This is a genomic window from Pantoea sp. UBA6567 (assembly GCF_002434165.1).
In the GTDB taxonomy this organism is placed as follows: domain Bacteria; phylum Pseudomonadota; class Gammaproteobacteria; order Enterobacterales; family Enterobacteriaceae; genus Pantoea; species Pantoea eucrina.
In genome coordinates this window covers 547,551-574,238 of record NZ_DJJN01000006.1, presented here as the reverse complement: position 1 = coordinate 574,238, position 26,688 = coordinate 547,551, and the positions used below count along the sequence as shown (strand labels likewise).

At 57.2% G+C, this 26,688-nt stretch carries 29 protein-coding genes; 18 read left to right on the top strand and 11 right to left on the bottom strand.

Going from position 1 to position 26,688, the window contains the following annotated elements; translation table 11 throughout:
• Positions 1-269 precede the first annotated feature (269 nt).
• From ydgT to nth, 9 genes are all read left to right on the top strand, one after another.
• On the top strand, positions 270-485 hold the full coding sequence (gene ydgT / locus B4M48_RS08755; RefSeq protein WP_039384201.1) for a transcription modulator YdgT: 216 nt from the start codon (positions 270-272) through the stop codon (positions 483-485).
• A 2-nt stretch (positions 486-487) separates the two neighbouring features.
• Positions 488-931, top strand: a complete 444-nt coding sequence (locus B4M48_RS08750) for a DUF2569 domain-containing protein (protein WP_039384199.1) — start codon at positions 488-490, stop codon at positions 929-931.
• Positions 932-1,054: 123 nt separating this feature from the next.
• Positions 1,055-1,636, top strand: coding sequence for an electron transport complex subunit RsxA (rsxA, locus tag B4M48_RS08745; RefSeq protein WP_039384196.1), 582 nt, complete (start codon positions 1,055-1,057; stop codon positions 1,634-1,636).
• Position 1,637: 1 nt separating this feature from the next.
• Positions 1,638-2,216 (top strand): electron transport complex subunit RsxB, encoded by a 579-nt coding sequence (rsxB, locus tag B4M48_RS08740; RefSeq protein WP_039384193.1) that lies wholly within the window; start codon positions 1,638-1,640, stop codon positions 2,214-2,216.
• A complete protein-coding gene (rsxC, locus tag B4M48_RS08735) occupies positions 2,209-4,491 on the top strand; it encodes an electron transport complex subunit RsxC (protein WP_288656413.1) in 2,283 nt (760 codons plus the stop codon). Before rsxB ends, rsxC begins: the two co-directional genes overlap by 8 nt.
• Positions 4,492-5,550, top strand: coding sequence for an electron transport complex subunit RsxD (gene rsxD / locus B4M48_RS08730; protein ID WP_071668779.1), 1,059 nt, complete (start codon positions 4,492-4,494; stop codon positions 5,548-5,550). It begins immediately after the preceding gene.
• A gap of 3 nt (positions 5,551-5,553) precedes the next feature.
• Entirely contained in the window at positions 5,554-6,183 is a 630-nt protein-coding gene (rsxG, locus tag B4M48_RS08725; RefSeq protein ID WP_039384184.1) for an electron transport complex subunit RsxG, read from the top strand.
• A complete protein-coding gene (locus B4M48_RS08720) occupies positions 6,180-6,887 on the top strand; it encodes an electron transport complex subunit E (RefSeq protein ID WP_039384182.1) in 708 nt (235 codons plus the stop codon). The genes rsxG and B4M48_RS08720 overlap by 4 nt, the downstream gene beginning before the upstream one ends.
• A complete protein-coding gene (gene nth, locus B4M48_RS08715; protein WP_039384179.1) occupies positions 6,884-7,519 on the top strand; it encodes an endonuclease III in 636 nt (211 codons plus the stop codon). The genes B4M48_RS08720 and nth overlap by 4 nt, the downstream gene beginning before the upstream one ends.
• 41 nt (positions 7,520-7,560) lie before the next feature.
• On the opposite strand, the gene B4M48_RS08710 is transcribed toward nth, so the two are convergent.
• Positions 7,561-8,625, bottom strand: a complete 1,065-nt coding sequence (locus tag B4M48_RS08710) for a mechanosensitive ion channel family protein (RefSeq protein WP_039385834.1) — start codon at positions 8,623-8,625, stop codon at positions 7,561-7,563.
• Between the two features lie 733 nt (positions 8,626-9,358).
• Between B4M48_RS08710 and dtpA the strand changes: the two genes are divergently transcribed.
• Both dtpA and gstA read left to right on the top strand, forming a co-directional pair.
• Positions 9,359-10,864, top strand: coding sequence for a dipeptide/tripeptide permease DtpA (gene dtpA / locus B4M48_RS08705; protein ID WP_039384176.1), 1,506 nt, complete (start codon positions 9,359-9,361; stop codon positions 10,862-10,864).
• A 168-nt stretch (positions 10,865-11,032) separates the two neighbouring features.
• A complete protein-coding gene (gene gstA, locus B4M48_RS08700) occupies positions 11,033-11,638 on the top strand; it encodes a glutathione transferase GstA (RefSeq protein WP_039384173.1) in 606 nt (201 codons plus the stop codon).
• 41 nt (positions 11,639-11,679) lie between these two features.
• Here the strand turns inward: gstA and pdxY are convergent, their stop codons facing one another.
• The 5 genes from pdxY to anmK all read right to left on the bottom strand — a co-directional run bounded on the left by pdxY (position 11,680) and on the right by anmK (position 16,144).
• Positions 11,680-12,540 carry a pyridoxal kinase PdxY gene (gene pdxY, locus B4M48_RS08695; RefSeq protein ID WP_039384169.1) on the bottom strand — a complete coding sequence of 287 codons (861 nt, stop codon included), beginning with the start codon at positions 12,538-12,540 and terminating at the stop codon, positions 11,680-11,682.
• A 54-nt stretch (positions 12,541-12,594) separates the two neighbouring features.
• Positions 12,595-13,869, bottom strand: a complete 1,275-nt coding sequence (gene tyrS / locus B4M48_RS08690; protein WP_039384166.1) for a tyrosine--tRNA ligase — start codon at positions 13,867-13,869, stop codon at positions 12,595-12,597.
• Positions 13,870-14,007: 138 nt separating this feature from the next.
• The gene (pdxH, locus tag B4M48_RS08685) at positions 14,008-14,664 is read right to left on the bottom strand and encodes a pyridoxamine 5'-phosphate oxidase (protein ID WP_039384163.1); all 657 of its coding nucleotides are present in this window, start codon (positions 14,662-14,664) and stop codon (positions 14,008-14,010) included.
• A 19-nt stretch (positions 14,665-14,683) separates the two neighbouring features.
• A complete protein-coding gene (locus B4M48_RS08680) occupies positions 14,684-15,013 on the bottom strand; it encodes an MliC family protein (protein ID WP_039384161.1) in 330 nt (109 codons plus the stop codon).
• A 9-nt stretch (positions 15,014-15,022) separates the two neighbouring features.
• Positions 15,023-16,144: an anhydro-N-acetylmuramic acid kinase gene (gene anmK / locus B4M48_RS08675; protein ID WP_039385830.1), complete on the bottom strand. Its 1,122-nt coding sequence runs from the start codon at positions 16,142-16,144 to the stop codon at positions 15,023-15,025.
• Positions 16,145-16,421: 277 nt separating this feature from the next.
• Between anmK and slyB the strand changes: the two genes are divergently transcribed.
• On the top strand, positions 16,422-16,889 hold the full coding sequence (slyB, locus tag B4M48_RS08670) for an outer membrane lipoprotein SlyB (RefSeq protein ID WP_039384159.1): 468 nt from the start codon (positions 16,422-16,424) through the stop codon (positions 16,887-16,889).
• 39 nt (positions 16,890-16,928) lie between these two features.
• Here slyB and slyA read toward each other — a convergent pair whose 3' ends face one another.
• The gene (slyA, locus tag B4M48_RS08665; protein ID WP_039384157.1) at positions 16,929-17,366 is read right to left on the bottom strand and encodes a transcriptional regulator SlyA; all 438 of its coding nucleotides are present in this window, start codon (positions 17,364-17,366) and stop codon (positions 16,929-16,931) included.
• Between the two features lie 151 nt (positions 17,367-17,517).
• Here slyA and B4M48_RS08660 point away from each other — a divergent pair, with 151 nt between their 5' ends.
• Genes B4M48_RS08660 through B4M48_RS08650 form a run of 3 tightly spaced genes read left to right on the top strand, consistent with a single transcriptional unit; the run spans position 17,518 to position 20,623 of the window.
• Positions 17,518-17,754, top strand: coding sequence for a DUF1656 domain-containing protein (locus tag B4M48_RS08660; protein WP_039384154.1), 237 nt, complete (start codon positions 17,518-17,520; stop codon positions 17,752-17,754).
• A 6-nt stretch (positions 17,755-17,760) separates the two neighbouring features.
• Positions 17,761-18,618, top strand: a complete 858-nt coding sequence (locus tag B4M48_RS08655) for an HlyD family secretion protein (protein ID WP_039384152.1) — start codon at positions 17,761-17,763, stop codon at positions 18,616-18,618.
• A 7-nt stretch (positions 18,619-18,625) separates the two neighbouring features.
• Positions 18,626-20,623, top strand: coding sequence for an FUSC family protein (locus B4M48_RS08650; RefSeq protein WP_288656408.1), 1,998 nt, complete (start codon positions 18,626-18,628; stop codon positions 20,621-20,623).
• Here the strand turns inward: B4M48_RS08650 and B4M48_RS08645 are convergent, their stop codons facing one another.
• From B4M48_RS08645 to B4M48_RS08630, 4 genes are all read right to left on the bottom strand, one after another.
• Positions 20,624-21,091, bottom strand: a complete 468-nt coding sequence (locus tag B4M48_RS08645; protein ID WP_039384148.1) for a hypothetical protein — start codon at positions 21,089-21,091, stop codon at positions 20,624-20,626.
• Between the two features lie 125 nt (positions 21,092-21,216).
• The gene (gene sodC / locus B4M48_RS08640) at positions 21,217-21,735 is read right to left on the bottom strand and encodes a superoxide dismutase family protein (RefSeq protein ID WP_039384146.1); all 519 of its coding nucleotides are present in this window, start codon (positions 21,733-21,735) and stop codon (positions 21,217-21,219) included.
• An 81-nt stretch (positions 21,736-21,816) separates the two neighbouring features.
• Positions 21,817-22,713 (bottom strand): aldo/keto reductase, encoded by an 897-nt coding sequence (locus B4M48_RS08635; RefSeq protein ID WP_039384145.1) that lies wholly within the window; start codon positions 22,711-22,713, stop codon positions 21,817-21,819.
• Between the two features lie 64 nt (positions 22,714-22,777).
• Positions 22,778-23,047: a DUF1289 domain-containing protein gene (locus tag B4M48_RS08630; RefSeq protein WP_162287178.1), complete on the bottom strand. Its 270-nt coding sequence runs from the start codon at positions 23,045-23,047 to the stop codon at positions 22,778-22,780.
• A 184-nt stretch (positions 23,048-23,231) separates the two neighbouring features.
• On the opposite strand from B4M48_RS08630, the gene eptA reads away from it, so the two are divergent.
• Genes eptA through B4M48_RS08615 form a run of 3 tightly spaced genes read left to right on the top strand, consistent with a single transcriptional unit; the run spans position 23,232 to position 26,650 of the window.
• Complete coding sequence (gene eptA, locus B4M48_RS08625) at positions 23,232-24,869, top strand: phosphoethanolamine transferase EptA (protein WP_288656407.1); 1,638 nt, start codon at positions 23,232-23,234, stop codon at positions 24,867-24,869.
• A gap of 39 nt (positions 24,870-24,908) precedes the next feature.
• A complete protein-coding gene (locus B4M48_RS08620) occupies positions 24,909-25,511 on the top strand; it encodes a TetR/AcrR family transcriptional regulator (protein ID WP_039384141.1) in 603 nt (200 codons plus the stop codon).
• A gap of 41 nt (positions 25,512-25,552) precedes the next feature.
• Positions 25,553-26,650, top strand: coding sequence for an alkene reductase (locus tag B4M48_RS08615; RefSeq protein ID WP_039384139.1), 1,098 nt, complete (start codon positions 25,553-25,555; stop codon positions 26,648-26,650).
• Positions 26,651-26,688 lie beyond the last annotated feature (38 nt).

Genomic DNA, 26,688 nt, shown 5'->3' with positions numbered 1-26,688 from the left:
GCATTTAAGACTTAATTACCGGCGAAAAATAAATGCAAAAAATGTTGCCGTTATCATCTGTTAGATTTTCTCACAGCATCGGAAATAAGGTGTCTGTGAAATAGATGTTTGGCTGTTATACCCCGAAACATCCCTCAAAAAATCGCTGCTGATGAAGTAATTACTCCACCTGGTCTGAATTTTAAATTTTTTTAACACCGATATATAGACAGCAGCAGCGCGCTCCCTATACTTGAGCCTTCTTTCGTTCTTTCTGTTCAATGGCAATCATGACTGCGCTGGATTACCTGCTAAAATTTCGCAAAGTGAATAATCTTGAGAGTCTGGAAAAACTCTACGATCATCTCAACTATTCGCTGACTGATGATAACGACATCATCAATATGTATCGTGCTGCCGATCATCGCCGCGCTGAACTGGTCTCTGGTGGCCGATTATACGATCTGGGCTGCGTGCCTAAATCAGTGTGGCGCTATGTGGTTTAATTATGTCTGAATCTGTTCACTCACCGCGCATTGGGGGCTGGCTGTTACTGCCGCTGGCCTGGCTGATTATGACCATGCTAACCAGCGCGCTGGTTGTCGCGCTTTATCTGCGCCCCCTGTTTGACAGCGAGCTGCGTACCACGCTGTTTTCACACGCTAATCTGCTGTTATCACAGTGGCTGGTCTCCCTGCTGACGGCCGCTGCGGTCTGGCTCTACAGCATCTGGGTATGCTGGATATTCTGCAGACGTTCGCGACGCCTGCCACGGCACTACACCATCTGGCTGCTGATGACCGTCGTGCTGGCGCTGAAAACCTTTGCGTTCACGCCGGTTGCAGACGGCAAAGCGCTGCAGACCCTGCTTCTGACGCTGCTGGCCGCGGCCCTGTTTGTGCCCTACTTTAAGCGCTCCCGACGGGTTAAACAGACCTTCACCGCTCTGTAATGATGCGTTATTCGTCAGGAATTTAATTCTGCGTGCTCTCAGAGCTGCTCTCGCCGGGGTAAAGGTTGAGATGTAGCTCTCATTTCCGGATAATAAACGCCTTTAGGCTTCCCGGGTTAAACCATGACCGATTACTTGCTTCTCTTTGTTGGCACAGTGCTGGTGAACAACTTCGTGTTGGTCAAATTCCTCGGCCTTTGCCCGTTCATGGGCGTGTCAAAAAAACTGGAAACGGCCATTGGCATGGGGCTTGCCACTACGTTTGTTATCACGCTCGCTTCGGTGTGCGCGTGGCTGGTTAACCATCTGATTCTGATCCCGCTGGATCTGGTTTATCTGCGTACGATGGCCTACATCCTGGTAATTGCCGTAGTGGTGCAGTTCACAGAAATGGTGGTGCGGAAAACCAGTCCGTCACTCTACCGGCTGCTGGGGATCTTCCTGCCGCTGATCACCACCAACTGTGCGGTACTGGGTGTGCCATTACTGAGCGTCAATCTCAACCATACGTTTCTGCAGGCTGCGCTCTATGGCTTTAGCGCCTCGCTGGGTTTTTCACTGGTGATGGTGCTGTTTGCCGGCATGCGTGAACGTCTGGTGCTGGCTAACGTGCCGGCACCGTTCAAAGGTAACTCTATCGCCCTGATCACCGCTGGCCTGATGGCGCTGGCGTTTATGGGCTTTACCGGTCTGGTGAAATTCTGATATGACCGCTATCTGGATAGCAATCGCTGTACTCAGCGCGCTGGGGCTGATTTTTGGTGGCCTGCTCGGCTACGCTTCGCGCCGTTTTGAAGTTGAAGAAGACCCTATTGTCGAACAGATTGATGCCGTACTGCCACAAAGCCAGTGCGGTCAGTGCGGCTACCCCGGATGTCGTCCCTATGCGGATGCTGTCGGCAACAACGGGGAAGCGATTAACAAGTGCGCCCCGGGTGGCGAGCAGACCATGCTCAGGCTGGCGGAGCTGCTGAACGTTGAGCCGCAGCCACTCGATGGCGGTGCCGAAATCCTTACGCCGGTACGCACCGTGGCGTGGATCGACGAAGAGAACTGTATCGGCTGCACCAAGTGCATTCAGGCGTGTCCGGTGGATGCGATCGTCGGCGCCACGCGCGCCATGCATACCGTGCTCAGCGACGTCTGCACGGGCTGCGACCTGTGTGTGGCTCCCTGCCCGACTGACTGCATTGAAATGCGCCCGGTCGCCACCACTCCAGCAAGCTGGAAGTGGGATCTCAACACCATTCCTGTAAAAGTGATCCCGGCAGAACATCATGCTTAATCTGTTAAATCTGTTTCGCAAAGAGAAGCTGTGGGATTTTCAGGGCGGTATTCATCCGCCGGAAATGAAAACACAGTCTAACGGTATGCCGCTGAGCACGCTGCCGCTGCCTGAACAGTTTGTTATTCCCCTGAAACAGCATATTGGCCATGAAGGTGAGATCTGCGTCTCGCCAGGCGATCGCGTGCTGCGCGGCCAGCCGCTCACCTTTGGCAGCGGACGCATGCTGCCGGTACACGCGCCAACCTCAGGCACTATAGAGGCTATCGCGCCACATATGACGGCGCACCCGTCCGGGCTCTCAGAGCTGTGCATTTTCCTGCGCGCTGACGGTGAAGATCGCTGGATTGAACGTGATGCGCAGCCCGACTACCGTGCGCTGAGCCGGGAAGAGGTTATCCGACGCATTCACAGCGCCGGCGTAGCGGGCCTGGGCGGCGCCGGGTTCCCCACCGCCACTAAACTGCGTGGCGGCCTGCAGGGTGTCAAAACGTTAATCATCAATGCCGCAGAGTGCGAGCCTTATATCACCGCTGACGATCGGCTGATGCAGGATTACGCCGCTGAAGTGCTGGAAGGCTGCCGGATCCTTGCCTGGGTACTGCAGGCGGAACGCGTTCTGGTGGGTATTGAAGATAACAAACCTGAAGCGATAGCTGCCCTGAAACAGGCGCTGCGCGGCGAGCGCGATATTGAGATCCGGGTTATCCCGACAAAATATCCCTCTGGCGGGGCCAAACAGCTGACCAAAATCCTGACCGGGCGGGAAGTGCCGCACGGCGGACGCTCAACCGATATTGGTGTGCTGATGCAGAACGTCGGCACCGCCTGGGCGGTTAAGCGTGCGATCGTTGATGGTGAACCCATCACCGAGCGCGTGGTCACGCTGACCGGCGACGCGATTGCGCAACCGCGCAACGTCTGGGGGCGTCTTGGCACCCCGGTGAGTCATCTGCTGCGTCAGGTCGGTTTTCAGCCGGGGCCGCGTCAGATGGTGATCATGGGCGGGCCGCTGATGGGCTTTACCCTGCCTTCCCTCGACGTGCCGGTTGTGAAAATCACCAACTGTATTCTGGCGCCTGCCGCCAGCGAAATGGCAGCGCCGCAGGAAGAGCAATCCTGCATTCGCTGCAGCGCCTGCGCCGACGCCTGTCCGGCGAAGCTGCTGCCGCAGCAGCTCTACTGGTATAGCCAGGGCGGCGATCATGAAAAAGCGCGCGCGCATAATATCGATGACTGTATTGAATGCGGGGCCTGCGCTTACGTCTGCCCGAGTAATATTCCGCTGGTTCAGTATTACCGGCAGGAAAAAGCTGAGCTGCGTGCCATCGATCTTGAAGCGAAGCGCACGGCGGAGGCTAAGGCACGCTTTGAGGCGCGTCAGGCGCGGTTAGAACGTGAGAAACTGGCGCGCGAGGCGCGTCATGAAGAGGCGAAGCAGCGCGTTGCACGCAGCGATAACGGTGAACGCGACGCCGCTGCTGCACGTATTAAGGCGCGTCAGGCGAAAACGCCAGAGCAGGAACTGGCCGAACGCGAAGCGCGTCACGCACAGGCGCTGGCGCAGCAGGCAGCAACCCAGGCAGAGACGCAGCCGGTTACCCGTCAGACAGGCGACCCGCGTAAAGCGGCGGTGGAAGCCGCGATTGCCCGGGCGAAAGCGAAAAAAGCGGCTCAGCCAGAGAGCGAGACTGCGGCAGAGAGCGACCCGCGTAAAGCGGCTGTGGAAGCCGCGATTGCGCGGGCAAAAGCGAAAAAGGCGGCAACCGAGCGTCCTGAGGCCACTCCTGCTGCGATGCCAGCAGCAGAGGCACCTGAGCCGGTAACGGAAGACGATCCGCGCAAAGCCGCCGTCGCCGCCGCCATTGCCCGCGCCAAAGCGAAAAAAGCGGCCGCGCAGGCCACAACCGCGGACGAGCCGGTCGCCGCAACGCCTGAGCCGATAACGGAAGACGATCCGCGCAAGGCCGCCGTCGCCGCCGCTATTGCCCGCGCCAAAGCGAAAAAAGCGGCCGCGCAGGCCACAACCGCAGACGAGCCGGTCGCCGCAACGCCTGAGCCGGTAACGGAAGACGATCCGCGCAAAGCCGCCGTCGCCGCCGCCATTGCCCGTGCCAAAGCGAAAAAAGCGGCCGCGCTGTCGGAAAGCTCGCTGCCGCCGGCGGTATCCGCTGAACCTGAACCTGAAGACCCACGCAAAGCGGCCATCGCTGCGGCGGTCGCCCGTGCTAAAGCGCGTAAAGCGCAGCAGCAGCCTTCGACCACTGAGGAATAAATGGCCTTTCGTATCGCAAGCTCTCCCTATACTCATAACCGGCGCAGCACCGGTAACATTATGCTACTGGTGGTACTGGCGGCCCTGCCCGGCATGGCGGCGCAGTGGTATTTCTTTGGCAGCGGTTTTCTTATCCAGGTTGTGCTGGCTATTGCGACGGCGCTGCTGACCGAAGCGGCGATAATGCGGTTGCGCCACAGCGCCGTAAAGCCGGTGCTGGCAGATAACTCAGCCCTGCTGACGGCGCTGCTGCTCGGGATCAGCCTGCCGCCGCTTGCCCCCTGGTGGCTGATTGTTCTGGGCACCCTGTTTGCGATTCTGATTGCCAAACAGCTCTATGGCGGCCTGGGCCAGAATCCGTTCAACCCGGCAATGGTCGGCTACGTTGTGCTGCTGATCTCTTTTCCGGTGCAGATGACCAGCTGGCTGCCGCCCGATGCGCTGCAGGCGGTAAAACCGGATCTGATGGATTCACTCAGTATGGTGTTTCGCGGCCATACGCTGGCCGGCGATACCATGCAGCAGCTGCAGCTCGGGGTGGATGGCATCAGTCAGGCCACGCCGCTCGATACGTTTAAAACCGGACTGCGCGCCGGCCACAGCGCCGAAGAGCTTCACGCTCAGCCAATCTACGCCGGGGTACTGGCGGGACTGGGCTGGCAGTGGGTCAACCTGGGTTACCTGCTGGGCGGCATGCTGCTGCTGGCAAAAAATGCGATTCGCTGGCATATCCCGGCCAGCATGCTCGCCTCGCTGGCGGTATGCGCCACGCTCGGCTGGATCTTCTCGCCTGAGACGCTTAATACACCGCTCACCCACCTCTTTTCGGGTGCGACCATGCTGGGCGCATTCTTTATCGCTACCGATCCGGTTACCGCCTCCACCACTAACCGGGGGCGTCTGATCTACGGTGCGCTGATCGGTCTGCTGGTCTGGCTGATCCGCAGCTTTGGCGGCTATCCGGATGGCGTGGCGTTCGCCGTGCTGCTGGCAAATATCTGCGTGCCGCTGATTGACTACTATACTCAGCCGCGCGTTTATGGTCACCGGAAGGATTAAGGTATGATCGACGCTATTCGCAAAAACGCGGTAACGCTGGGGATGTTTGCAGTGGTGACGACCGGCGTAACCGCCGTGGTGAACTATGTGACCAAACCCACCGTTGAGCATCAGACTGCGCTGCAGCAGAAAAACCTGCTGGATCAGGTGGTACCGACCGCGCTGTACGATAATGCTATTCAGCAGGAGTGTTATCTGGTGCACAATGCGGCGCTGGGTAATGAGCAGCCGCATCACCTCTATATTGCCCGTAAAGGCGACAAGCCGGTGGCCGCAGCGCTGGAAAGTACCGCCCCCGATGGCTACTCCGGCGCCATTCAGCTCCTGGTAGGCGCTGACTTCAGCGGTACCGTGCTGGGCGTGCGCGTCATTGAACACCATGAAACGCCCGGGCTGGGTGATAAAATTGAGCTGCGCATCTCTGACTGGATCAACAGCTTTAATGGAAAACAGATTAAAGGGGCCGATGACCCGCATTTTGCCGTGAAGAAAGATGGCGGCGATTTCGATCAGTTTACCGGTGCGACCATTACGCCGCGCGCGGTGGTTAACGCCACTAAACGCACGGCGCTCTATATTGAAACGCTGCCAGCGACGTTGCGTTCGCTGCCGGAATGTGGAGAAACACCATGAGTGAAGCGAAAAATCTGCTGATTGGCGGTTTATGGAAAAATAACTCTGCGCTGGTACAGCTGCTGGGACTCTGTCCGCTGCTGGCGGTGACCTCCACCGCAACCAATGCGCTGGGGCTGGGGCTGGCCACGACGCTGGTGCTGACCATTACCAACAGTGCAATTTCCGCCTCACGCCGCTGGGTACCGGCAGATATCCGTATCCCGATTTATGTGATGATTATCGCCTCGGTTGTCAGCTGCGTTCAGATGCTGATCAACGCTTACGCCTACGGTCTTTATCAGTCGCTGGGGATCTTTATTCCGCTGATCGTTACTAACTGTATTGTCGTGGGCCGTGCTGAAGCGGTAGCGTCAAAAAGCAGTATCCCGCTATCCGCGCTGGATGGGTTCGCTATCGGTATGGGAGCGACCTGCGCCATGGTCACGCTGGGATCCATTCGCGAACTGATTGGCAGCGGTACGCTGTTCAACGGTGCCGATCAGCTGCTCGGCCCGTGGGCAACCTCACTGCGCATCGAAGTCGTGCACTTTGATTCACCGATGCTGCTGGCTATGCTGCCACCCGGCGCCTTCATCGGTCTGGGTATGCTGCTGGCAGGAAAGTATCTTATCGATCAGAAAATGAAACAGCGCGCCGCGCTGCGCGCTGAAGCGGAAGCTAAAACAGTGGCTGCGCCAGGTGAAATCGGGAAAGCGGTGTGAATAAAGAGAAGCGCCTGCAGATCCTGACCCGTCTGCGCGATAACAACCCGCATCCGACCACTGAGCTGCAGTTCAGCTCGCCATTTGAACTGCTGATTGCGGTACTGCTTTCGGCTCAGGCGACCGATGTCAGCGTGAACAAAGCCACGGCCCGGCTCTATCCGGTCGCGAACACCCCGGCGGCCATGCTGGCGCTTGGCGTCGACGGCGTCAAAGAGTACATCAAGACAATCGGGCTGTTTAACAGCAAAGCGGAAAACGTGATCAAAACCTGCCGCATATTGCTGGAACAGCATGGCGGCGCGGTGCCGGAAGATCGTGCCGCACTTGAGGCGCTGCCGGGTGTCGGGCGTAAAACCGCTAACGTGGTGCTGAACACCGCCTTTGGCTGGCCCACCATCGCCGTCGACACGCATATCTTTCGCGTCAGTAACCGCACGCGCTTTGCGCCGGGTAAAAATGTGGAAGAGGTTGAAGAGAAACTGCTTAAAGTGGTGCCTGCCGCGTTTAAGGTCGACTGCCATCACTGGCTGATTCTGCACGGGCGTTATACCTGCATAGCACGCAAGCCGCGCTGCGGCGCCTGCCTGATCGAAGACCTGTGCGAATACCGTGATAAGACGGAGATCTGAGCGCGGTGCCGGGGTCAGCGGCACCGCATTCTCCTGTCTGGTTACGCTTCCGGATGGCTCAGCGTAGCCCGTACATGCGGCAAACACTGCGGATAGTGCTGCTGAATAAACTCAATCATCTTTTCCCGCACGTAGCAGCGTAAGTCAAACGCGGTAGGCGAGTTATGTGCCGTCATCAGCAGCCTGATCGTCATGGTTTTTTCGGTTGTTTCCGTTACCTGCAGCACCTGCGTTTCCCGATCCCAGAGCCGGGTTTCATTGAGCACCTTCTCAAAATGCTCGCGCAGCGGTTCCAGCGGCATAGAGTAATCAAGATAAAGAAAGACGGAACCTAAAATCTGTGCGTTATTACGCGTCCAGTTCTGGAACGGATTTTCTGTAAAGTAGGTTATCGGCAATACCAGCCGGCGCAGATCCCAGAGACGCACCACAACATAGGTCAGATTAATTTCTTCAATCCAGCCCCACTCTTTTTCTACCACCACCGCATCATCAATTTTTATCGGCTGCGTAAATGCAATCTGAATACCGGCAAACAGATTGACCAGCGATTTCTGTAATGCAAAGCCAATAATAATACCGGCAACGCCTGCCCCGGCGAGAATCGTCGTGCCAAACTTACGCACACCCGGAAAGCTAAGCAAAATCAACGACAAACAGAGCGTTACCAGCACAACAATCACAACTTTTTTTACATACATGATCTGCGTGCGGATTTTTCGCGCGCGCAGGTTATTTGAGATATTAATGTCATAACGGATAAAGAGCATGTCCTGCGCGACATTGATCATCCTGATCATCAGCGAGCAGAAGGATAATATAATAAAGATGTGCAGAGCGGCATTAATAAAGCCCAGCGACTCCGGCTGAATATTCACATAATCTACGCCGGCGCTGATGAATAACAGCGGTAAAATAAGAAACATCGAGCCGCGCAGATGTTTTTCGAGAGATTTAAACAGTTTTTTATCCCGTCCCTGCCAGTAACGAATCAGGCTGAGAAGGATATATCGCGCCAGAAAGCCCATTGCGAGCGACAGTGTGACGAGTAATACAGCAGGCACCCATTGCGGAGCACCAGATAACTCACCCAGTATCAACGGCATCATCTTCCCTCATGGTTTACTGACGGCACTGCACCGCCAGTACGCTGAACATCTGGCCGGTTTCACGCCGGCCCCCGGAATTGTACTGACATGAGTATATGAAATTTATGATAAACCGCGTCTGCCCACGGCTGTTTATTCGTCTGAAAGGATGAGTTGATGTTTCAGTTAAGCCGTGAACAGCGTTCAGCGCTGGCTGGCCTCAGCGTTTTTGTTCGTTCCCTCAATAAAAAGAGATTTGCTGCACGAACAGCGCGCCATTTCTTTTTTCATGCGGCTAATTAATTGGAGAATTTGTGCGCTGGATCAACTAATTAGCTTTCCGGAAACCCCGCCCTGCTCTTTTAGTTCAATAATCAACCTATTATGCTCATAATTCACGCGAAAACAGCAGCATATATCGTATAAATATTCAGCAACAGTCTGTTATTCCGCTTTATGCCTCTCAGGCGGTTTGTTTCAGCAAAGGGGTTTACCAAACTTATGCGCTGCGTGTTTATTCTGTTACAATCGTTTTACACCCTATTAAACACTAAACCATCGCGCTTAGCCGCAGAGATTGCCCTGCCGGCATTCGCTACGCCAGCGTGTAAAAAATGCTTGCCCTGTGGCCCCGATTCAGCCAAATTAGGCGCCGTTTTTCCTTTCTAATAACAATGTTGCGCGGGATGACCCAGACCGACGCAGACTTAATTCCTGTTACAAAACAGGCGATGTATAAACTGAGGTATACGTGTCAACTGCAAACAAACACACTGACGAGGCAGTAAGCCTCAACGCCTTCCGGCAACCTAAAGCATTTTATCTGATCTTCTCTATCGAGCTGTGGGAGCGTTTCGGCTACTACGGCTTACAGGCCATTATGGCCGTCTATCTGGTCAAACAGCTGGGGATGTCTGAAGCGGACTCCATTACGCTGTTTACCTCCTTTAGCGCCCTGGTTTACGGTCTGGTGGCTATCGGCGGCTGGCTGGGTGACAAAGTACTCGGCACCAAGCGCGTCATTGTGCTGGGCGTCATGGTGCTGGCACTCGGCTATGCGCTGATCGCATTTTCCGGGCATGACACCACGCTGGTTTATGTCGGCATGGCGACCATTGCTGTGGGCAGCGGCCTGTTCAAAGCGAACCCCTCTTCGCTGCTCTCCACCTGCTACGCCAAGGACGATCCGCGCATCGACGGCGCATTTACCATGTTCTATATGTCGATCAACATTGGCTCGCTGTTCTCAATGATGCTGACGCCGTGGCTGGCAGCAAAATATGGCTGGGGTGCCGCTTTCTCTCTCTCCGTCGTGGGGCTGGTGATCACGCTGCTTAACTTCCTGTTCTTTAAACGGCTGGTGAAAGAGTATGGGTCAAAGCCCGATTTTGCTCCGCTGCAGGTGGGTAAACTGCTGCTGACCATCGTGGGCGTTGCGGTGCTGATCGCACTCGCCACCTGGCTGCTGCATCATCAAAGCATTGCGCGCATAACGCTCGGCGTTGTCGCACTGGGCATTGTTCTGATCTTTGCCAAAGAAGCGTTCACGCTGCAGGGTGCCGCGCGCCGTAAAATGATTGTGGCGTTTCTGCTGATGGTGGAAGCGATTGTCTTCTTTGTGCTCTATATGCAGATGCCGACTTCGCTCAACTTCTTTGCGATCCGCAACGTTGAACACGCCATTTTCGGCATCGCGTTTGAGCCGGAGCAGTTCCAGGCGCTGAATCCGTTCTGGATCATGGTCGCCAGCCCGCTGCTGGCCGCAGTCTATAACAAGCTGGGCGATAAGCTGCCGATGCCGCACAAATTTGCCATTGGCATGGTGCTCTGCTCCGGCGCGTTTCTGGTGCTGCCGCTCGGCGCCGGCTTTGCAAATCAGGCAGGCATTGTCTCCGTTAACTGGCTGATCCTGAGCTATGCCCTGCAGAGTATCGGTGAGCTGATGATCTCCGGCCTGGGTCTGGCCATGGTCGCGCAGCTGGTGCCACAGCGTCTGATGGGCTTTATCATGGGCTCATGGTTCCTGACTACCGCAGGCGCAGCGATGATCGCCGGTAAGGTGGCCAACCTGATGGCGGTGCCGCAGGATGTCACCGATCCGCACACTTCCCTGGCGGTCTACAGCCAGGTATTCCAGCAGATTGGTATTGCCACCGGTGTGATTGCCCTGCTGATGCTGGTTACCGCCCCGCTGCTCAACCGCATGACGCAGGATACCGCTGAAGGTGCGCTGAAGCGCGCCGGCGCCAGCGAATAACCGCATCCGGCTCCGCGCTGCGCACGCCTGTTACTGCGCACCGGAGCCGTTTTTCAGCTGATAAGTCCCTTCCCATCTCTCTTTTTCCCTTGTAGTTTACTCAGAGTCCGCTATCCGGCGTGCCATGTTTGTCACGTCACTCATATCATTTGTTGAGGAGATGCAACAATGAAACTCTATTGCAAGCCCGGCGCCTGTTCCCTCTCCCCCCATATCGTCGCCCGCGAATGCGGCCTCGACTTTACGCAGGTTAATGTTGATCTGCAGAAGAAACTGACGGAACAGGGTGAGGATTACTGGCAGATTAACCCTAAAGGTCAGGTTCCGGCGCTGCAGTTTGATGACGGGACGATACTGACTGAAGGCGTGGCGATTGTGCAGTATCTGGCGGATCTCAAACCTGATTACCATCTGCTGGCTCCGACCGGCAGCCTGACGCGCTACCATACGCTGGAGTGGCTGAGCTTTATCAGCAGCGAGCTGCATAAAGGGTTTTCGCCGCTGTTCCGCCCCGATACGCCAGACGCGTACAAACCGCAGCTGCGTGCCCAGCTGGAGAAGAAGTTTCAGCTGGTCAATGCGGCGCTGGAAGACAAGCAGTGGCTGCTGGGCACGCGCTATACCGTAGCCGATATCTATCTGTATGTGGTGACGCGCTGGGCGAAAGCGGTGAAGCTGCAGCTGGATGAGATGCCGGCGCTGGACGCGTGGTTTGCCCGCGTGGGTGAGCGTCCGGCGGTTCAGGCGGCGCTGCAGGCAGAGGGGCTGGCGTAAACAGTGCGACAGGCCGGCGCTGAAACCGGCCTGCCGTGCAGTCAGAGTTTTTCTGCCGCGAAATGCTGCTGCGGCTGCGCGATAGCGTCCTGTGCCGCGACCAGCTGCAGCTCATACTCTCCCATTTCATGGGTTTTCAGCATCACTTCATATACCGCTGCAGTAACATGCTCCAGCGCCTGCTGCAGCGATTTGCCGTGCAGCAGATCTACCAGCAGCAGACCGCTGGTCAGATCGCCTACGCCTACCGGCTGACGCACGCCAAAGTCCACCAGCGGACGGCTGATATGCCAGCACTCATCAGCGGTAACCAGCAGCATCTCAAAGCGGTCGCTGCGCCGGCCGGCACGGGCCAGATGTTTAACCAGCACCACTTTCGGTCCCTGCGCAATCAGCAGACGCGCCGCATCTACCGCCTGCTCAACGTCAGCCACCGTCTGTCCGCTCAGCATCTCCAGTTCAAGCAGGTTAGGTGCAATCAGATCGCTGGCGGGCAGCGCCTGTTTGCAGTGAAACTCCGCTACGCCCGGCGCCACAATACAGCCTTTCTCAGGATGCCCCATCACCGGATCGCAGAAAAACCAGGCGTCCGGGTTGGCGGCTTTGACTTCACGCACAATCGCCAGAATCTGCTCGCCCTGTTCGGCTGAACCCAGGTAACCGCTGAGTACGGCATCACAGGTTTTAAGGCGATCGATGGCGGCGATACCTTTGACGATATCGGTCAGATGGCTGGCCGGCATCACCGTACCGGTCCAGTGACCATACTGCGTGTGATTAGAAAACTGAACGGTATTAAGCGGCCAAACGTTTGCGCCCATGCGGCGCATCGGGAACTCTGCCGCGCTATTACCGGCGTGGCCAAACACCACGTGAGACTGAATTGCGAGAATATTTTTCATTATAACCCTGTACTGCCTTGCCATGAAAAAGGGCCGGAAACCGGCCCTGACACCTTACTGCCAGTTTATCAGGCAGTAGTGTTTTTTGCCGCGACGCAGCAGCGTAAAGCGGCCAAACAGCTTGTCGCTGTCGCTGAAACGATACTCGGCATCCGCCTGTTTTTCTCCGTTCACAGAGACCGCATTAGAGCCGATCATCGTCCGGGCCTGGCCGCGCGACGGCACCAGCTCTGCGGCAACCAGCGCCTGCTGCAGATCGTCTTCCGCGCTGAGCGTGATAACCGGCATGCCGTCCTGTGCCAGCTGCTCAAAGTCTGCTTCGGTCATGTCGCTCAGGCTGCCTGAGAACAGGCTCTCGGTGATCCTTCTGGCCGCAGCCAGTCCTGCATCACCGTGCACCAGGCGCGTAACCTGCTCGGCCAGCACGTACTGGGCGCGTGGCGCTTTGCCGCTGTTTTTGTCCTCTTCTTCGAGCGCGTTAATCTCATCCAGGCTCATAAAGGTAAAGAACTTCAGGAAGCGGTAGACATCTGCGTCAGCGGTGTTGATCCAGAACTGGTAAAACTTGTAAGGACTGGTTTTTTTCGCATCCAGCCAGACCGCGCCGCCTTCTGTTTTACCGAACTTGGTGCCATCTGATTTTGTAATAAGCGGCACGGTCAGGCCAAAGGCCTGCTGCTGATGCAGACGACGGGTCAGGTCGATACCGGAGGTGATATTTCCCCACTGATCGGAGCCGCCAATCTGCAGCACCACGCCATAACGCTTGTAAAGCTCGGCAAAATCGTAGCCCTGCAGCAGGTTGTAAGAGAACTCCGTGTAGGAGATCCCCTGATCCTCACGATTCAGACGCTGTTTAACCGCTTCCCGGTTGATCATCTGATTAACAGAGAAGTGCTTGCCGATATCGCGCAGGAAAGTCAGCACGTTCATGCCACCAAACCAGTCGTAGTTGTTAGCCGCGATAGCGCTGTTATCGCCGCAGTCAAAGCTAAGGAACGGGGCAACCTGGTTGCGGATCTTCTCTACCCACTCGCCTACGGTTTCACTGGTATTGAGTTTACGTTCCGCGGCTTTAAAGCTGGGATCGCCAATCAGACCGGTGGCTCCACCCACCAGCGCAACCGGCTTGTGGCCGGCATCCTGAAAACGCTTCAGGCAGAGCAGCGGCACCAGATGGCCCAAATGCAAGCTGTCGGCGGTAGGGTCAAAGCCGCAATAGAGGGCAATTGGCCCTTGCGCCAGTCGCTCTGCTAACGCTTCTTCATCCGTTACCTGGGCCACAAGGCCACGTTCCTGCAATTGTTGTATCAGGTTACTGCTGGTCATCACTGACTCCAAATTGATCGGGCTGCACCTGGGCTGGTACACAGCTTTCCGCTACGATGCGGAGACGAAAAAAAAGAGGGCTATAGCATAAAGCGCTGACGCTCACGGCGCCAGCGCTGAAACGGGGAAAAGCGGGTTTTACGGTGCTAACCGGTCAATCGTCCAGCCATTCTCACTGCGCTGATAGAGAAAACGATCGTGCAGCCGGTGTTCGCCGCCCTGCCAGAACTCAATGGCAGAAAACCGCACGCGGTATCCGCCCCAGAACGTGGGCAGCGGGACGTCGCCCTGCTGAAATTTCTGCGTAAGTTCCAGAAACTTGCTCTCCAGTACGCTGCGCGCAGAGATACGGCTCGACTGTTTAGAAACCCAGGCACCAATCTGGCTGTCGCGGGGGCGGCTATGGAAATATTTTATGACCTCCAGCGGCGAGAGCTTCTCCGCCTCGCCCAGCACCATCACCTGACGCTCCAGAAAGTGCCACGGGAGATGCAGCGAGATGCGCGGGTTTTCTGCCAGCTGCAGCGCTTTACGGCTGCCAAGGTTGGTATAAAAGACAAAGCCTGCAGCATCGTAGTGCTTGAGCAGCACAATGCGCTGATAAGGCTGACCGCTGCTGTCTACCGTCGCCACCGTCATGGCGGTGGGATCGGGCAGCTGCGCGGCACACGCCTGCTGCAGCCACTGTTCAAACAGGACCAGAGGATCGTCCGGCAAATCTTTGCGCCGCAAGCCGCCGCGGGTATATTCCCGGCGCAGATGGGCAATCTGTTGCAGGCTGTCGCTGTCGCTCATAGCGTCTCTCTTAATCGTATTAAGACCGGTTGGTGTTCGCCGCGTCCTGCAGTTCGCAGTCGTTGATAATGATTCTGTCATTGCGCTCAACAAAAGCGCTGTTGCCTTTCGACCAGAAAACGTAGTGGTCGTCACTGTAGCGCGCGCCCGACGCGGAGACGGTCTGTTTCAGCGTCAGCGGCTTGCCATCAAGAATAAAGCTGACCTCTTCTTTGCTGTTATCCAGCGTGACCGTCAGCGGCAGCGTGCCGCACTGGTAGTGCAGCGTTTCGGGCTGCGGGGCCGGCTTCTGCAGCATACCGCAGCCGCTCAGTGCCAGGCAGCCCGCTGCCAGCATATATCTCTTCATTACTTCTCCTTATCGTGTCGGCCGGCTATTTGCCGGATAGATAGCACCCAGCACGCTCATTTCACGCGCCCCGGTGACCGCAGGCAGATTGCCTGGCAGGCCAGAGAGGGTCCGGAACGCCAGCCAGGCAAAGGCCAGCGCTTCCATATCATCGCCGCTGACGCCCGCGGCATCGGTAGTGGTCACCTCGGTGCCGGGAAGATGCGCCGCGAGCCGCGCCATGAGCAGCGGATTGCGGCCACCTCCGCCGCACACCAGCAGACGGTCACAGCCGTTACTGAGCTGGATCTGCTGTGCAATTGTCAGCGCCGTCAGTTCGCTTAGCGTAGCCTGCACATCCTCCGGTGCCAGCGCAGGAAAAGCCTGTAGCTGACGCTCTATCCAGTCAGGATTAAAGTACTCACGCCCGGTGCTTTTCGGCGGCGGCAGCGCAAACCAGGGATCGTTCAGCATCTGCTCCAGCAGCGCGGGTACCACCTGCCCGCTGGCGGCCCAGGTCCCGTTATGATCGTAGCTTACCCCCTGATGACGCCAGATCCAGGCATCAATCAGCATATTGCCGGGTCCGGTATCAAAGCCCCGCACCGGCTGCCCCGGGATCAGCAGCGACAGGTTAGCGATGCCGCCAATATTCAGCACCATGCGGCGTTCACTGCTGTCCATGAGCAGCGCCTGATGAAACGCAGGCACCAGCGGCGCACCCTGCCCGCCCAGCGCCATATCGCGCCGGCGAAAATCGCCGACTACGGTCACGCCGGTGGCGGCGGCAATCTGGTTATTATCGCCAATCTGCAGCGTATTAGGGGCGAAGCTGCCGGGTTCATGCCAGACGGTCTGACCGTGGCAGCCGATGGCCACAATGTCATCGGCTTCCAGCGCCTGCTGACGCATCAGGGTGACCACCGCTTCAGCAAACAGCTTACCCAGCTCGGTGTCCAGCTGCCCGAGCTGCGACAGCGTCAGCGGCTGTCCCTGGCATATAGCCAGTACCCGCTGCCGCAGTGCGGGCGGAAACGGGTGACAGTAGCTCGCCTGCTGCGCCACCATGTGACGGTCGATCGCCGCCAGCACCACGTCCACGCCATCCAGACTGGTGCCTGACATCACTCCTATATAGCGTCCTGACTTTATCACGATAGCTCCTCGTTATCCGGCGGGTGCCGGCGCCGGCACTCTGCTGATGCCGCCTTTCTAATATGATGATAACTTTCTGCTTTTCACTCTGCCATGCGCAGTGCAGCAGAGCAGAAATATTTTTACCGGCGGATTGAATTTTTGTTGATGAGGCATACTCTATGCTGCGACTCTGGTACTGATTGTGCGGCATGGCATCCATGCGTCGCTTTCTGTCTTATACTCTGTGCAGAGCAGGATGAGAACATGGCGTTTTTTATAAAGGAGCTTTCTGATGATTAAGCGTTTCATAGCCGTGGCCCTCGCTGGTGTAACGCTGGCAGGCTGTGTCAGCAATGACACCCTCTCAGGCGATGTTTACAGCGCCAGTGAAGCCAAGCAGGTCCAAAATGTGTCATACGGCACGCTGGTGTCAGTGCGCCCGGTTAAGATTCAGGGTGGCGATGACAGCAATGTCATTGGTGCAATTGGCGGTGCGGTGCTGGGTGGTTTCCTGGGTAACACCATCGGTGGTGGTGCAGGTCGCAGCCTGGCGACGGCAGGCGGTGCGGTACTGGGCGGCGTTGCGGGCCAGGGCGTACAGGGTGCCGTTAACAAATCTAACGGCGTTGAGCTGGAAATCCGCAAAGATGATGGTAATACCATCATGGTCGTGCAGAAGCAGGATGCGAGCCGCTACTCACCAGGCCAGCGCGTGGTACTGGCCTCTAACGGCAGCCAGGTCACAGTCTCTCCGCGCTAACTCTGACGCGCAAAAAAACCGACGCCTGGCGTCGGTTTTTTATTTTTCGCGATGCTGTAATTCGAGAATATTTTTCTCAAGCCGCGCAATCAGCGTGACCATCTGATTGATCTCTTCGGCGCTGATGCCAGCCAGGATATCGTCGCGGGTTGCATCAATAACGTGCTCTACCTGCCCGATAATCGGTGCGGCTTCTTTGGTCAGCCTGATGCGTTTCGCCCGCCGATCGTTTGCGCAGGTGGAGCGGGTGATCAGTCCCTTCTCTTCCAGCTGATCCAGCGTGCGCACCAGCGAAGGCTGCTCAATACCGATCGCTTTAGCCAGCTGGATCTGCGACTGTTCTGGCGGAAGTTGATGAATATTATGCAAAGTCACCCAGTGCGTTTGTGTCAGCTCCAGCGGCTTCAGGCGCTGATCGATTAACGCGCGCCAGATGCGCACCAGGCGCGACAGGTCGGTTCCAAGTGGCGTATCCATTTCATCTCCTTATAATTAGCTTGCTAGCTATCAAGCCAGATTTTACACTATTTTGCGAGTTTACAGGACAAAATACAAATAGCAGGCCAGACGTAGTGGATATCGCTACGCTTATCATGACATTGCCTGAGTCAACAAAGGATGATGACACATGCCCACCCCTGATTTTCCTGCAGCAGCGCCCCTGACCGATCTGGTCTTTGGTGCCTCACTGCTGTTTCCGCCGCTGTTTAAGGCCGTGCTGCTCGGCTTTTTTTTCTGGCTGCTGATCCATCCTCTGCTGCGCGACCGGCTCTATGCCGGTGATATCTGGCACCCCACTCTGCTGGATCTCTCACTGTTTGTGCTTTGCGTGTCAGCCGCGCTGTGGCTGGTGCAATATGGATAACCGACCATGACCTTTAATCCCCTGAAATATTTCTCGACCCTGATTGTTTTTGCGCTGGCGCTGCTGGCCGCCTGGTGGATGTGGAATACCTACATGCAGGCGCCCTGGACACGCGACGGCAAAGTGCGCGCTGAACTGGTTGATGTGACGCCTGAGATCTCCGGCCGCATTACTCAGCTGCGGGTGCGGGACAATCAGCGCGTACACAAAGGCGACGTGCTGCTTGAGCTTGATGCAAAACCGTGGCAAATCGCGGTAGCGAGCGCTGAAGCACAGCTGGCGAAAGCACAGAGCGATCTGGCAAAAGCGCAGCATGAAGCGCGGCGGCGGGCAGAACTGCCGCGTAATGTTATTTCAGCAGAAGATCGGGATATCGCTCAGCTAACCGCTGAAGCGGCTGCCGCTACGGAGAAAGCGGCGCAGGCGACGCTGGATCAGGCGCGCTGGAATCTGCAGCAGACCACACTGACGGCTCCCACCGATGGCTGGATAACCAATCTGACGCTGCGTCCTGGCAACTATGCGACGGCGGGAACACCGCTGTTTGCACTGGTTGACAGTCATTCATGGTATGTCGTGGGCTATTTTGAAGAGACTAAACTGCGCCATATCCAGCCTGGTGCCGCAGCGCGAATTGCGCTCTATAGCGATGGCACCCGGCTGCAGGGAGAAGTAGAAAGCATCGGCAGCGCTATCTACGACCAGAGCGTAGCGACCGACAGCGGCCTGGTGCCGGATATCAAACCCAATGTTCCCTGGGTGCGGCTGGCGCAGCGGGTACCGGTACGTATCCGGCTGACGCAGCTGCCCGCTAATGTCCGGCTGGTTGCGGGCACCACCTGTACCATCTCTGTTGCGCACTGAGGCGAGCATGAAACTGCACTGGCTGGCGTGGCATAACCTGCCCTGGATCAGAGCCACACGCGGTGAATGGCGGAGCGCCCTGCGCATTAGCCTGGCGATGTGCCTGGCCCTGACTATGGCGTATCTGCTGCAGCTGGATGAGCCCTACTGGGCGATGACGTCGGCGGCGGTCGTGAGCTTTCCCGGACTGGGGGGTGCAATCAGTAAAAGCCTGGGGCGGATCGCCGGCAGTCTTACCGGCGCGCTCGCCGCGCTGCTGATTGCCGGTCACACGCTAAATGAGCCATGGCTGTTTGCTTTTTTTATGGCCAGCTGGCTGGCGCTCTGCACCTGGATCGCCAGCCATTATCAAAACAATGTCGCTTACGCTTTTTCCCTCGCTGGCTACACCGCCGCTATCATCGCGTTCAGCAGCGTTAACGTCAGCGACACGGCTGAGCTCTGGACGATTACCCAGGCGCGCGTCTGTGAAGTCATCACCGGTATTCTCTGTGCGGGCATAATGCTGATGCTGCTGCCCGCTACCTCAGATGGCAGCCATCTGATGCGCTCGCTGCAGCAGATGCATCAGCGTCTGCTGCAGCACGCACGTTTGCTGCTGCAGGAGCGCGGCGAAACAGCCCATCTTGCTCATGAGCAGGTTATCAGTGAAATTCTGACCATGAATCTGCTGCGCATTCAGGCATTCTGGAGCCATTACCGCTACCGCCGGCAGAATAGCGTGCTGAACTATGTGCTCCACCAGCAGCTGCGGCTGACCAGCATGCTCTCAGGCCTGCGCCGTATGCTGCTCAACTGGCCCGATGCACCGGACGACGTGCAGGAGGCGTTAGCGCAGGTGCTGGAGCAGCTTACCGGGCCGCAGTGCGATAAATATTGCATCGCGCGCATCCTGAGCCGCGTGACGCCGCCTGACAGCGGTGATTTTCGTCAGCGCGCTTTTGTCACGCGTCTGCATACCTTCTGCCGCCTCTGGCTGGACGTGCAGCGCTGGATCCGTCTGCTGCAGCACCCCGAAACCGGCGTCCGTTTTCAGCCACCGCGCGTTCCGGCACTGTCGCGTGAAGCTGACAGCGTTGAGGCGGCCTGGAGCGCCCTGCGCACGTTTACCGTTATTATGCTGGGCTGTGCTTTCTGGATTGTTACCCGCTGGGAATCGGGTGCCGCAGCGCTGACGCTGACGGCTATCGCCAGCGTACTTTACGCCTCAGCCCCTTCGCCCGGCGGCAGCGTTCTGCTGCTGCTGCGTACTCTGCTCTGGCTGTCGCTGTTCAGTTTTCTGTTTCAGTATGGATTGATGGTGCAGATCAATGCGCTGGGCGGGTTTTTAGCCGTGCTTTTTCCGCTACTGCTGACGCTGCAGCTCTTCAGGTTACAGCAGAAAAAACGGGCGGCGCTGTGGGGGCAGTTCATTGTGTTCATGGGATCGTTTATCGCCGTCACCAATCCGCCTGAGTGGGATTTTCAGCGTTTTATTAATGACAACCTGGCAAAGGTGTGCGGCGTGTTGCTGGCGTGGATGGCCTTTCAGCTGCTGCGGCCGGGTTCTGATATGCGCCGCAGCCGCCGTTATATCCACGCTATTCGTTACGCTTTTCTCGACCAGCTGCGCAGACGACCACGCCTGAGCGAATATCGTTTTGAATCACATATCTATCACCATATCGGCCAGCTGACGCAGAGCCGCGATGCGCAGGCCCGTCTCTGGCTGCTGCGCTGGGGCGTTGTTCTGCTGAACTGCTCGCATATTGTCTGGCAGCTGCGCCAGTGGCAGCCTGCGGATAGCGCGCTGGCGCAGCTGCGCGACCAGAGTATTCAGGATCTGCACCCGATCATGAGCCGGCGCGGCGTGCAGCATCGCGCCCTGGAGCAGACGCTGCAGGCGCTTGATAAACAGATATCCCGGCCCGGTTCAGAGGTCAGCGGTGAAGCAAATACGCTGGCAGGCATGTTATGGCAGCTTCGCTGTGCGCTGGCTCAGCTGCAGCAAGCGCTGCCGGAGTAATTACCGGCAATATTTTGCCCACTGATTCTGAAAATCGGTTTGCAGCTGCGCCAGCGTTTTACGATCTTCAAACCGGCTTTTATCCTGTTCGCTCTCCGGCCTGATCACCAGCGCTTTTTCATCATAAGAGTAGATAAAGCGGCGGGTCAGCGTGGTTCCGGTAAAGCTGCGCCCCTGAATTGAGCCGCAGACCACCGGGATAGTCTGCGTATAGATCGCCGTATTGAGGAAATTGGTTTCGCTGGCGCTACGCAGCACGTTCTGGCAATGGTGCTTTTCCAGCTGCTGCACGCTGTGCGGCGTCAGCCACTCCCGGCCGCGGGCGATATGCTCGCAGCTGGCGCGCAGCGGACTGGTATCTATATTGCGCTGCAGCTGACGGCTGGCGTCGAGACGCAGCTGCGTATCCCTGGGCCGATCGCACCCTGCAAGTAACAGTGCCAGCAGCACTATCCCTAAGCTTTTCATTCCTGCCCCTGAGTGGTTCCCTGACTGTATCGCTATGATAGAGCGGAATAATCGTCCTGAGTAGCATTAAACGGTGTCAGAATTTTATTGCAGCGGGCAGCCCTTGCTGCGCTACCCGCGGTTGATCAGATTACGCCACAGGCAAGACGCGCCCCTCCGCCTCCCAGCGGTTCAGGATGATCGGCATGGTTATCACCGCCCACGTGAACCATCAGCGCCTTACCTTTAATATCACTGAGCGATTTCAGACGCGGCGCAACCACCGGATAGCTGGCTTTGCCGTCATCTGTAACATAGAGGGCCGGCAGATCGCCGAGGTGCCCGTCGGCATAAGGACCGAGATGTTTGCCGCTGTTCTGCGGATCAAGATGGCCACCCGCAGCGCCGGCTGCCACGGTTTTCCCCTGCGACTCGCCAGGTTCACAGCTGCCTTTAGCATGCACATGGAAACCATGGATGCCCGGTTTCATACCGGATAACGCCGGGGTAAATTGCAAACCGTAGTCCGTTTCCGTAATGGTCACTTTACCCACGGCCTCGCCGACGCCCTGGGTGGAAACCTGATGCAGCGTGACCTCCTGAGAAGCAGCGCTGGCACCGGCCGAACAGGCCAGCGTAATAAGAGCAATAAGCGTTCTTTTCATAACGTCTCCTTACGGTTGATAGACCCGATAAGTCTGGACGCTTTTTGCCCGCGCTGCTGCAGTTTGACGAAGCTTTACGCTTCAGGGCACATCGTAGCCGAGCGCGGCTTTACGGATACGGAACCACTGCTGGCGATTAAGCGTCAGCGCAGCCGCCTCTGCCGCCTGACCGATGCGGCCGGTTTTACCGGAGCCGATGATCGGCAGTGGCCGGGATGGCAGCATCATAATCCAGGCATAGACCACCTGCTCAATCGTGGCCGCACCGATCTCCCGCTGAACCTGGCTCAGCTCGTCGCGCAGCGGCTGGTAGTGTGGATCGCTGAACAGACGGCCGCCGCCGAGGCAGGACCACGCCATAGGACGCATCCGCGCCTGCTGACACTGATCGAGCGTGCCATCCAGCAGCGCGGTCTGCTCCAGCGGCGAGATCTCCAGCTGGTTGGTCACCAGCGTAAACGGCAGGCGCGACTGCAGCAGCGAAAACTGCGCCGGGGTAAAATTTGAGACGCCAAAATGACGCACTTTACCGCTCTGGTGCAGCTGCATAAACGCTTCGGCCACTTCATCGGCATCCATTAGCGGATCGGGACGATGGATCAGCAGCAGGTCGAGGTAGTCAGTCGCAAAATGCGTGAGCGAGTTTTCCGCACTGCGAAGAATGTGGCTGGCATCGGTGATGTAGTGTCCGATCTGATGCTCAGGTTTGGCCCGCGTTGCGATGCCGCACTTAGTCACAATCTGCAGCTGTTCGCGCAGCTGTGGCGCCAGGCGCAGCGCAGCGCCAAACGCCGCCTCGCACTGATAGTCACCGTAGATATCCGCATGATCGACCGTGGTCAGCCCGAGGGAGAGATGATACTCAATGAATGAGACCAGCTGCTGTGGTGTCATCCCCCACTCCATTAACCGCCAGTAGCCGACCACCAGAGGAGAGAACGCCGGCCCCTGAGGGGAGATAGCCTGTGGTTGTAACATAACAAAACTCCCTGCATTGAATGTTAAAAAAGGGAGTATAACGAAATGAGGACAGAAGCGGCGTTTAAAACAGCGAGGGCTGCTGCGGATCCTGATCCGCATCCGGTTTTTGCTGACGCTGCAGGCGCAGATAGCGCTGCCGGCACAGCCTTAGCACTTCACGCTTCTGCGCATCGCTGAAGCGCATCCAGTTAAAACGCTCTTCACGACTTCGCAGGCAGCCGCGACAATAGCCGCGCGCATCGGTCTGACAGATGCCGCGACAGGGGCTGGGTACCGGGAAAAACTCGAGTTGTTCAGCCACATCTGCCTCTGATTCGCTACTGGATAACATAGTGATAACAGTTTCCGCGTGAACTGCAAGCTGCGGTGCCAAAAGAAAGCGTGCCTGCCCGGCTCTCTGATCTAATCAATAAGTGTTATTTAACTTTAACAATAACGTCATCTGAAGTGCGTTTAAGGTTATCCTCAGATTTCTTCTCTACTGTGCGTCCATTCTGACTTGATAATGAACCTCAATGAAACCTGCCATTAAGTTACAGTGTCACGAAAACCGGTTTAATGTGCTGGCTGCCCTGCTGTTCGCGCTGATTCTGAACGCGCTGTTTCTGCAACAGGCGTGGAAAATCATCACCTATACCCGTCTGCACGACTACCTTTTTGCTGCCAGCATGCCGGTCGTGCTGACGGCCGCATTTTATCTTCTGTTTTGCCTGTTTGCCTGGCCATGGGTTCGCAAGCCACTGCTGATCGTACTGGTACTGATCAGTGCAGCAGCCAGCTACTTTATGTTCAGCTTTGGGACGGTAATCGACACCAATATGGTGGCCAACGTCTTTGAATCCAGCGTACAGGAGGCGGGTGCGCTGGTAAGCCCGCGCTGGCTGGTCTGGATGCTGCTGATGGGGTTGCTGCCGGTGCTGCTTATCGTCTTCGTGCGCGTCAGGCGCAGTCAGCGCTGGTGGTGGAGCATCCTGCAGCGGCTGGCGGGAGCGCTGGGGGCGCTGTTGGTGATCCTGCTGATGGCTGCCCTGTTCTACAAAGATTATGCGTCGCTGATCCGTAACAACAAAGGGCTGGTAAAAATGATCACGCCAGCCAATGTGATTAGCGGTGCTGGCCATTATGTCGATAAGCGCTATCTGCAGGGCAGCCAGGCGCTGATTAAAATCGGGCAGGATGCCCGCAAAGGCCCGCTGATCGCGCAGGCAGCTAAAAAAACCCTGGTGGTGCTGGTTGTGGGAGAAACGGCACGCGCGGAGAACTTTTCGCTGGGCGGCTATGCACGCCAGACCAATCCGGAGCTGCAGAAGCAGCAGGTGATTTACTATCCGCATGCGACCTCCTGCGGCACCGAGACGGCGGTTTCTGTACCCTGCATGTTCTCGGTGATGCCGCGCGAGCATTACGATGCTGACCTGGCACATCACCAGGAGGGCGTACTGGATGTGCTGGCGCACGCCGGAGTCAGCGTATTGTGGCGCGAGAATGATGGTGGCTGTAAAGGCGCCTGCGACCGCGTGCCGCACACTGACATGACGCAGTGGTCGTTACCGCAATACTGCCATAGCGGATTCTGCCTCGATGACGTGCTGCTGCACCGCTTCGATAATTACGTTGACAGTTTACATAACGACAGCGTGATCGTGCTGCATCAGATGGGAAGCCACGGCCCGGCCTACTATCTGCGCTATCCGGCTGCGTTCCGTCGTTTTACACCCACCTGCGACAGTAATCAGATTCAGGATTGCGATCCGCAGGCGCTGGTCAACACCTATGACAATACCCTGCTTTATACCGACAGCATGCTTAGCCAGACTATCGACAAGCTAAAAGCGCTGAGCGACCGCTTTAACGTGGCGCTGGTTTATCTTTCGGATCATGGTGAGTCGCTGGGCGAACACGGTATGTACCTGCACGGCGCGCCCTGGATGCTCGCCCCGTCACAGCAGACGCATATTCCGCTGCTGATGTGGTTCTCACCCGGCTATGCCAGCGCGTTTCATCTGGATGAAAGCTGTCTGCGGCGGCAGGCCGCAACGCAACCGGTCTCCCAGGATAACCTGTTTCATACGCTGCTGGGCCTGTTTGACATCCGGACGCAGGTTTATCAGCCGCAGCTGGATATGATCAAATCGTGCCAGCAGAAAAGCTGACGCTTGCATTAGACCGACTGGTCTACTAGGCTTTTGCTCATGAATAAAAGTGTGCAACGTAATGAAACCCGTGAACACCTGCTCGCTACCGGCGAGCAGGTTTGTCTGCAGCGCGGCTTTACCGGAATGGGACTTAACGAAGTACTCACGCTGGCGGCCGTGCCGAAAGGGTCCTTCTATTACTATTTCCGCTCTAAAGAGGCGTTTGGCGTTGCGCTGCTGGAGCGCTATTTCGTCAATTATCTGCAGCAGATCAATCAGCAGCTGACGCTGCCATCCCTGCCTGCACGTCAGCGGCTGCTGGCGCATTTTCGTTCAGGCCGGCAGCTGTTTGCTGAGCAGGGGCTTATTATGGGCTGCCTGGGCGTCAAGCTGTCGGCTGAGGTATGCGATCTCTCAGAGCCGATGCGCGATGCGCTGCAGCGCGGCGCCAGCGCCATTATTGCCGCTTACGCACACTGCCTGACCGAGGCTGCGGCTGAACAGCCGCTGCTATTTAATCAGACTCCGGTGCAGCTTGCGCAGCGTTGCTATCTGCTCTGGCTGGGCGCCAGTCTGCAGAGCAAAATTTCCCGCGAACCAGATCCGATTAATCTGGCACTCAGCACTATCGAACAGTGGCTTAACGGCCCGCATTTTTAAAACAGATGTTTATAGACGACCGGTCTAATAGAGGAATTACTATGGCGAGCAAACAGCTATTTTCCCCGCTGAAAGTGGGTGCAGTTACCGTTCCTAACCGCGTATTCATGGCACCGCTGACGCGGCTGCGCAGCATTGAGCCGGGTGATGTTCCCACGCCGATGATGGCTGAGTACTACCAGCAGCGTGCCGGAGCGGGCCTGATTATTACTGAAGCGACGCAGGTCTCTTTTCAGGCTAAAGGCTATGCGGGCGCACCAGGCCTGCATACGCAGCAGCAGATTGATGCATGGAAGATGATCAACGAAGGCATTCACGCTGCTCAGGGCCACGTTGCGGTCCAGCTGTGGCATACCGGCCGCATTTCACATTACAGCGTGCAGCCAGAAGGTAATGCACCGGTTGCGCCTTCTGCCCTGCCAGCCGGTACCCGTACCTCGCTGCGCGCCGCTGACGGCAGCGTGTATCGCGAAGAGACCTCCGTGCCGCGCGAACTGACCGTCGATGAAATTAAACAGATTGTGCAGGATTTCGGCCAGGCTGCAGCCAATGCCCGCGAGGCTGGCTTTGACCTGCTTGAGCTGCACTCAGCGCACGGCTATCTGATGCACCAGTTCCTGTCGCCTGACTCAAACAAGCGCGACGACGAGTATGGCGGCTCGATTGAAAAGCGCGGCCGCTTTGCGCTGGAAGTTGTGGATGCAGCGATCGCCAACTGGTCTGCCGATCGCGTCGGGATCCGCGTTTCACCTGTCGGGGCGTTCCAGAACCTGGAAAATGGCCCGGACGAAGAGGAAGCTGCGCTCTGGTATATCAGTGAACTGGGCAAACGCGGCCTGGCCTATCTGCACCTTTCTGAGCCAGACTGGGCGGGTGGCAAACCTTACACTGATGCGTTCCGCGAAAAAGTCCGCACGGCTTTCCCCGGTGTGATCATCGGTGCCGGCGCCTACAGCGTGGAAAAAGCGGATGATTTGATCGCGCGCGGCCTGATTGATGCCGTGGCGTTTGGCCGCGACTTTATTGCCAACCCGGACCTGGTTGCCCGCCTGCAGCAGGATGCTCCGCTTAACCCGCAGCGCCCGGAGAGTTTCTACGGCGGCGGTGCGGAAGGTTACATCGACTACCCGACGCTGTAACCGGCAGCTGCCGCATAACGATGCGGCAGCCCCGTCAC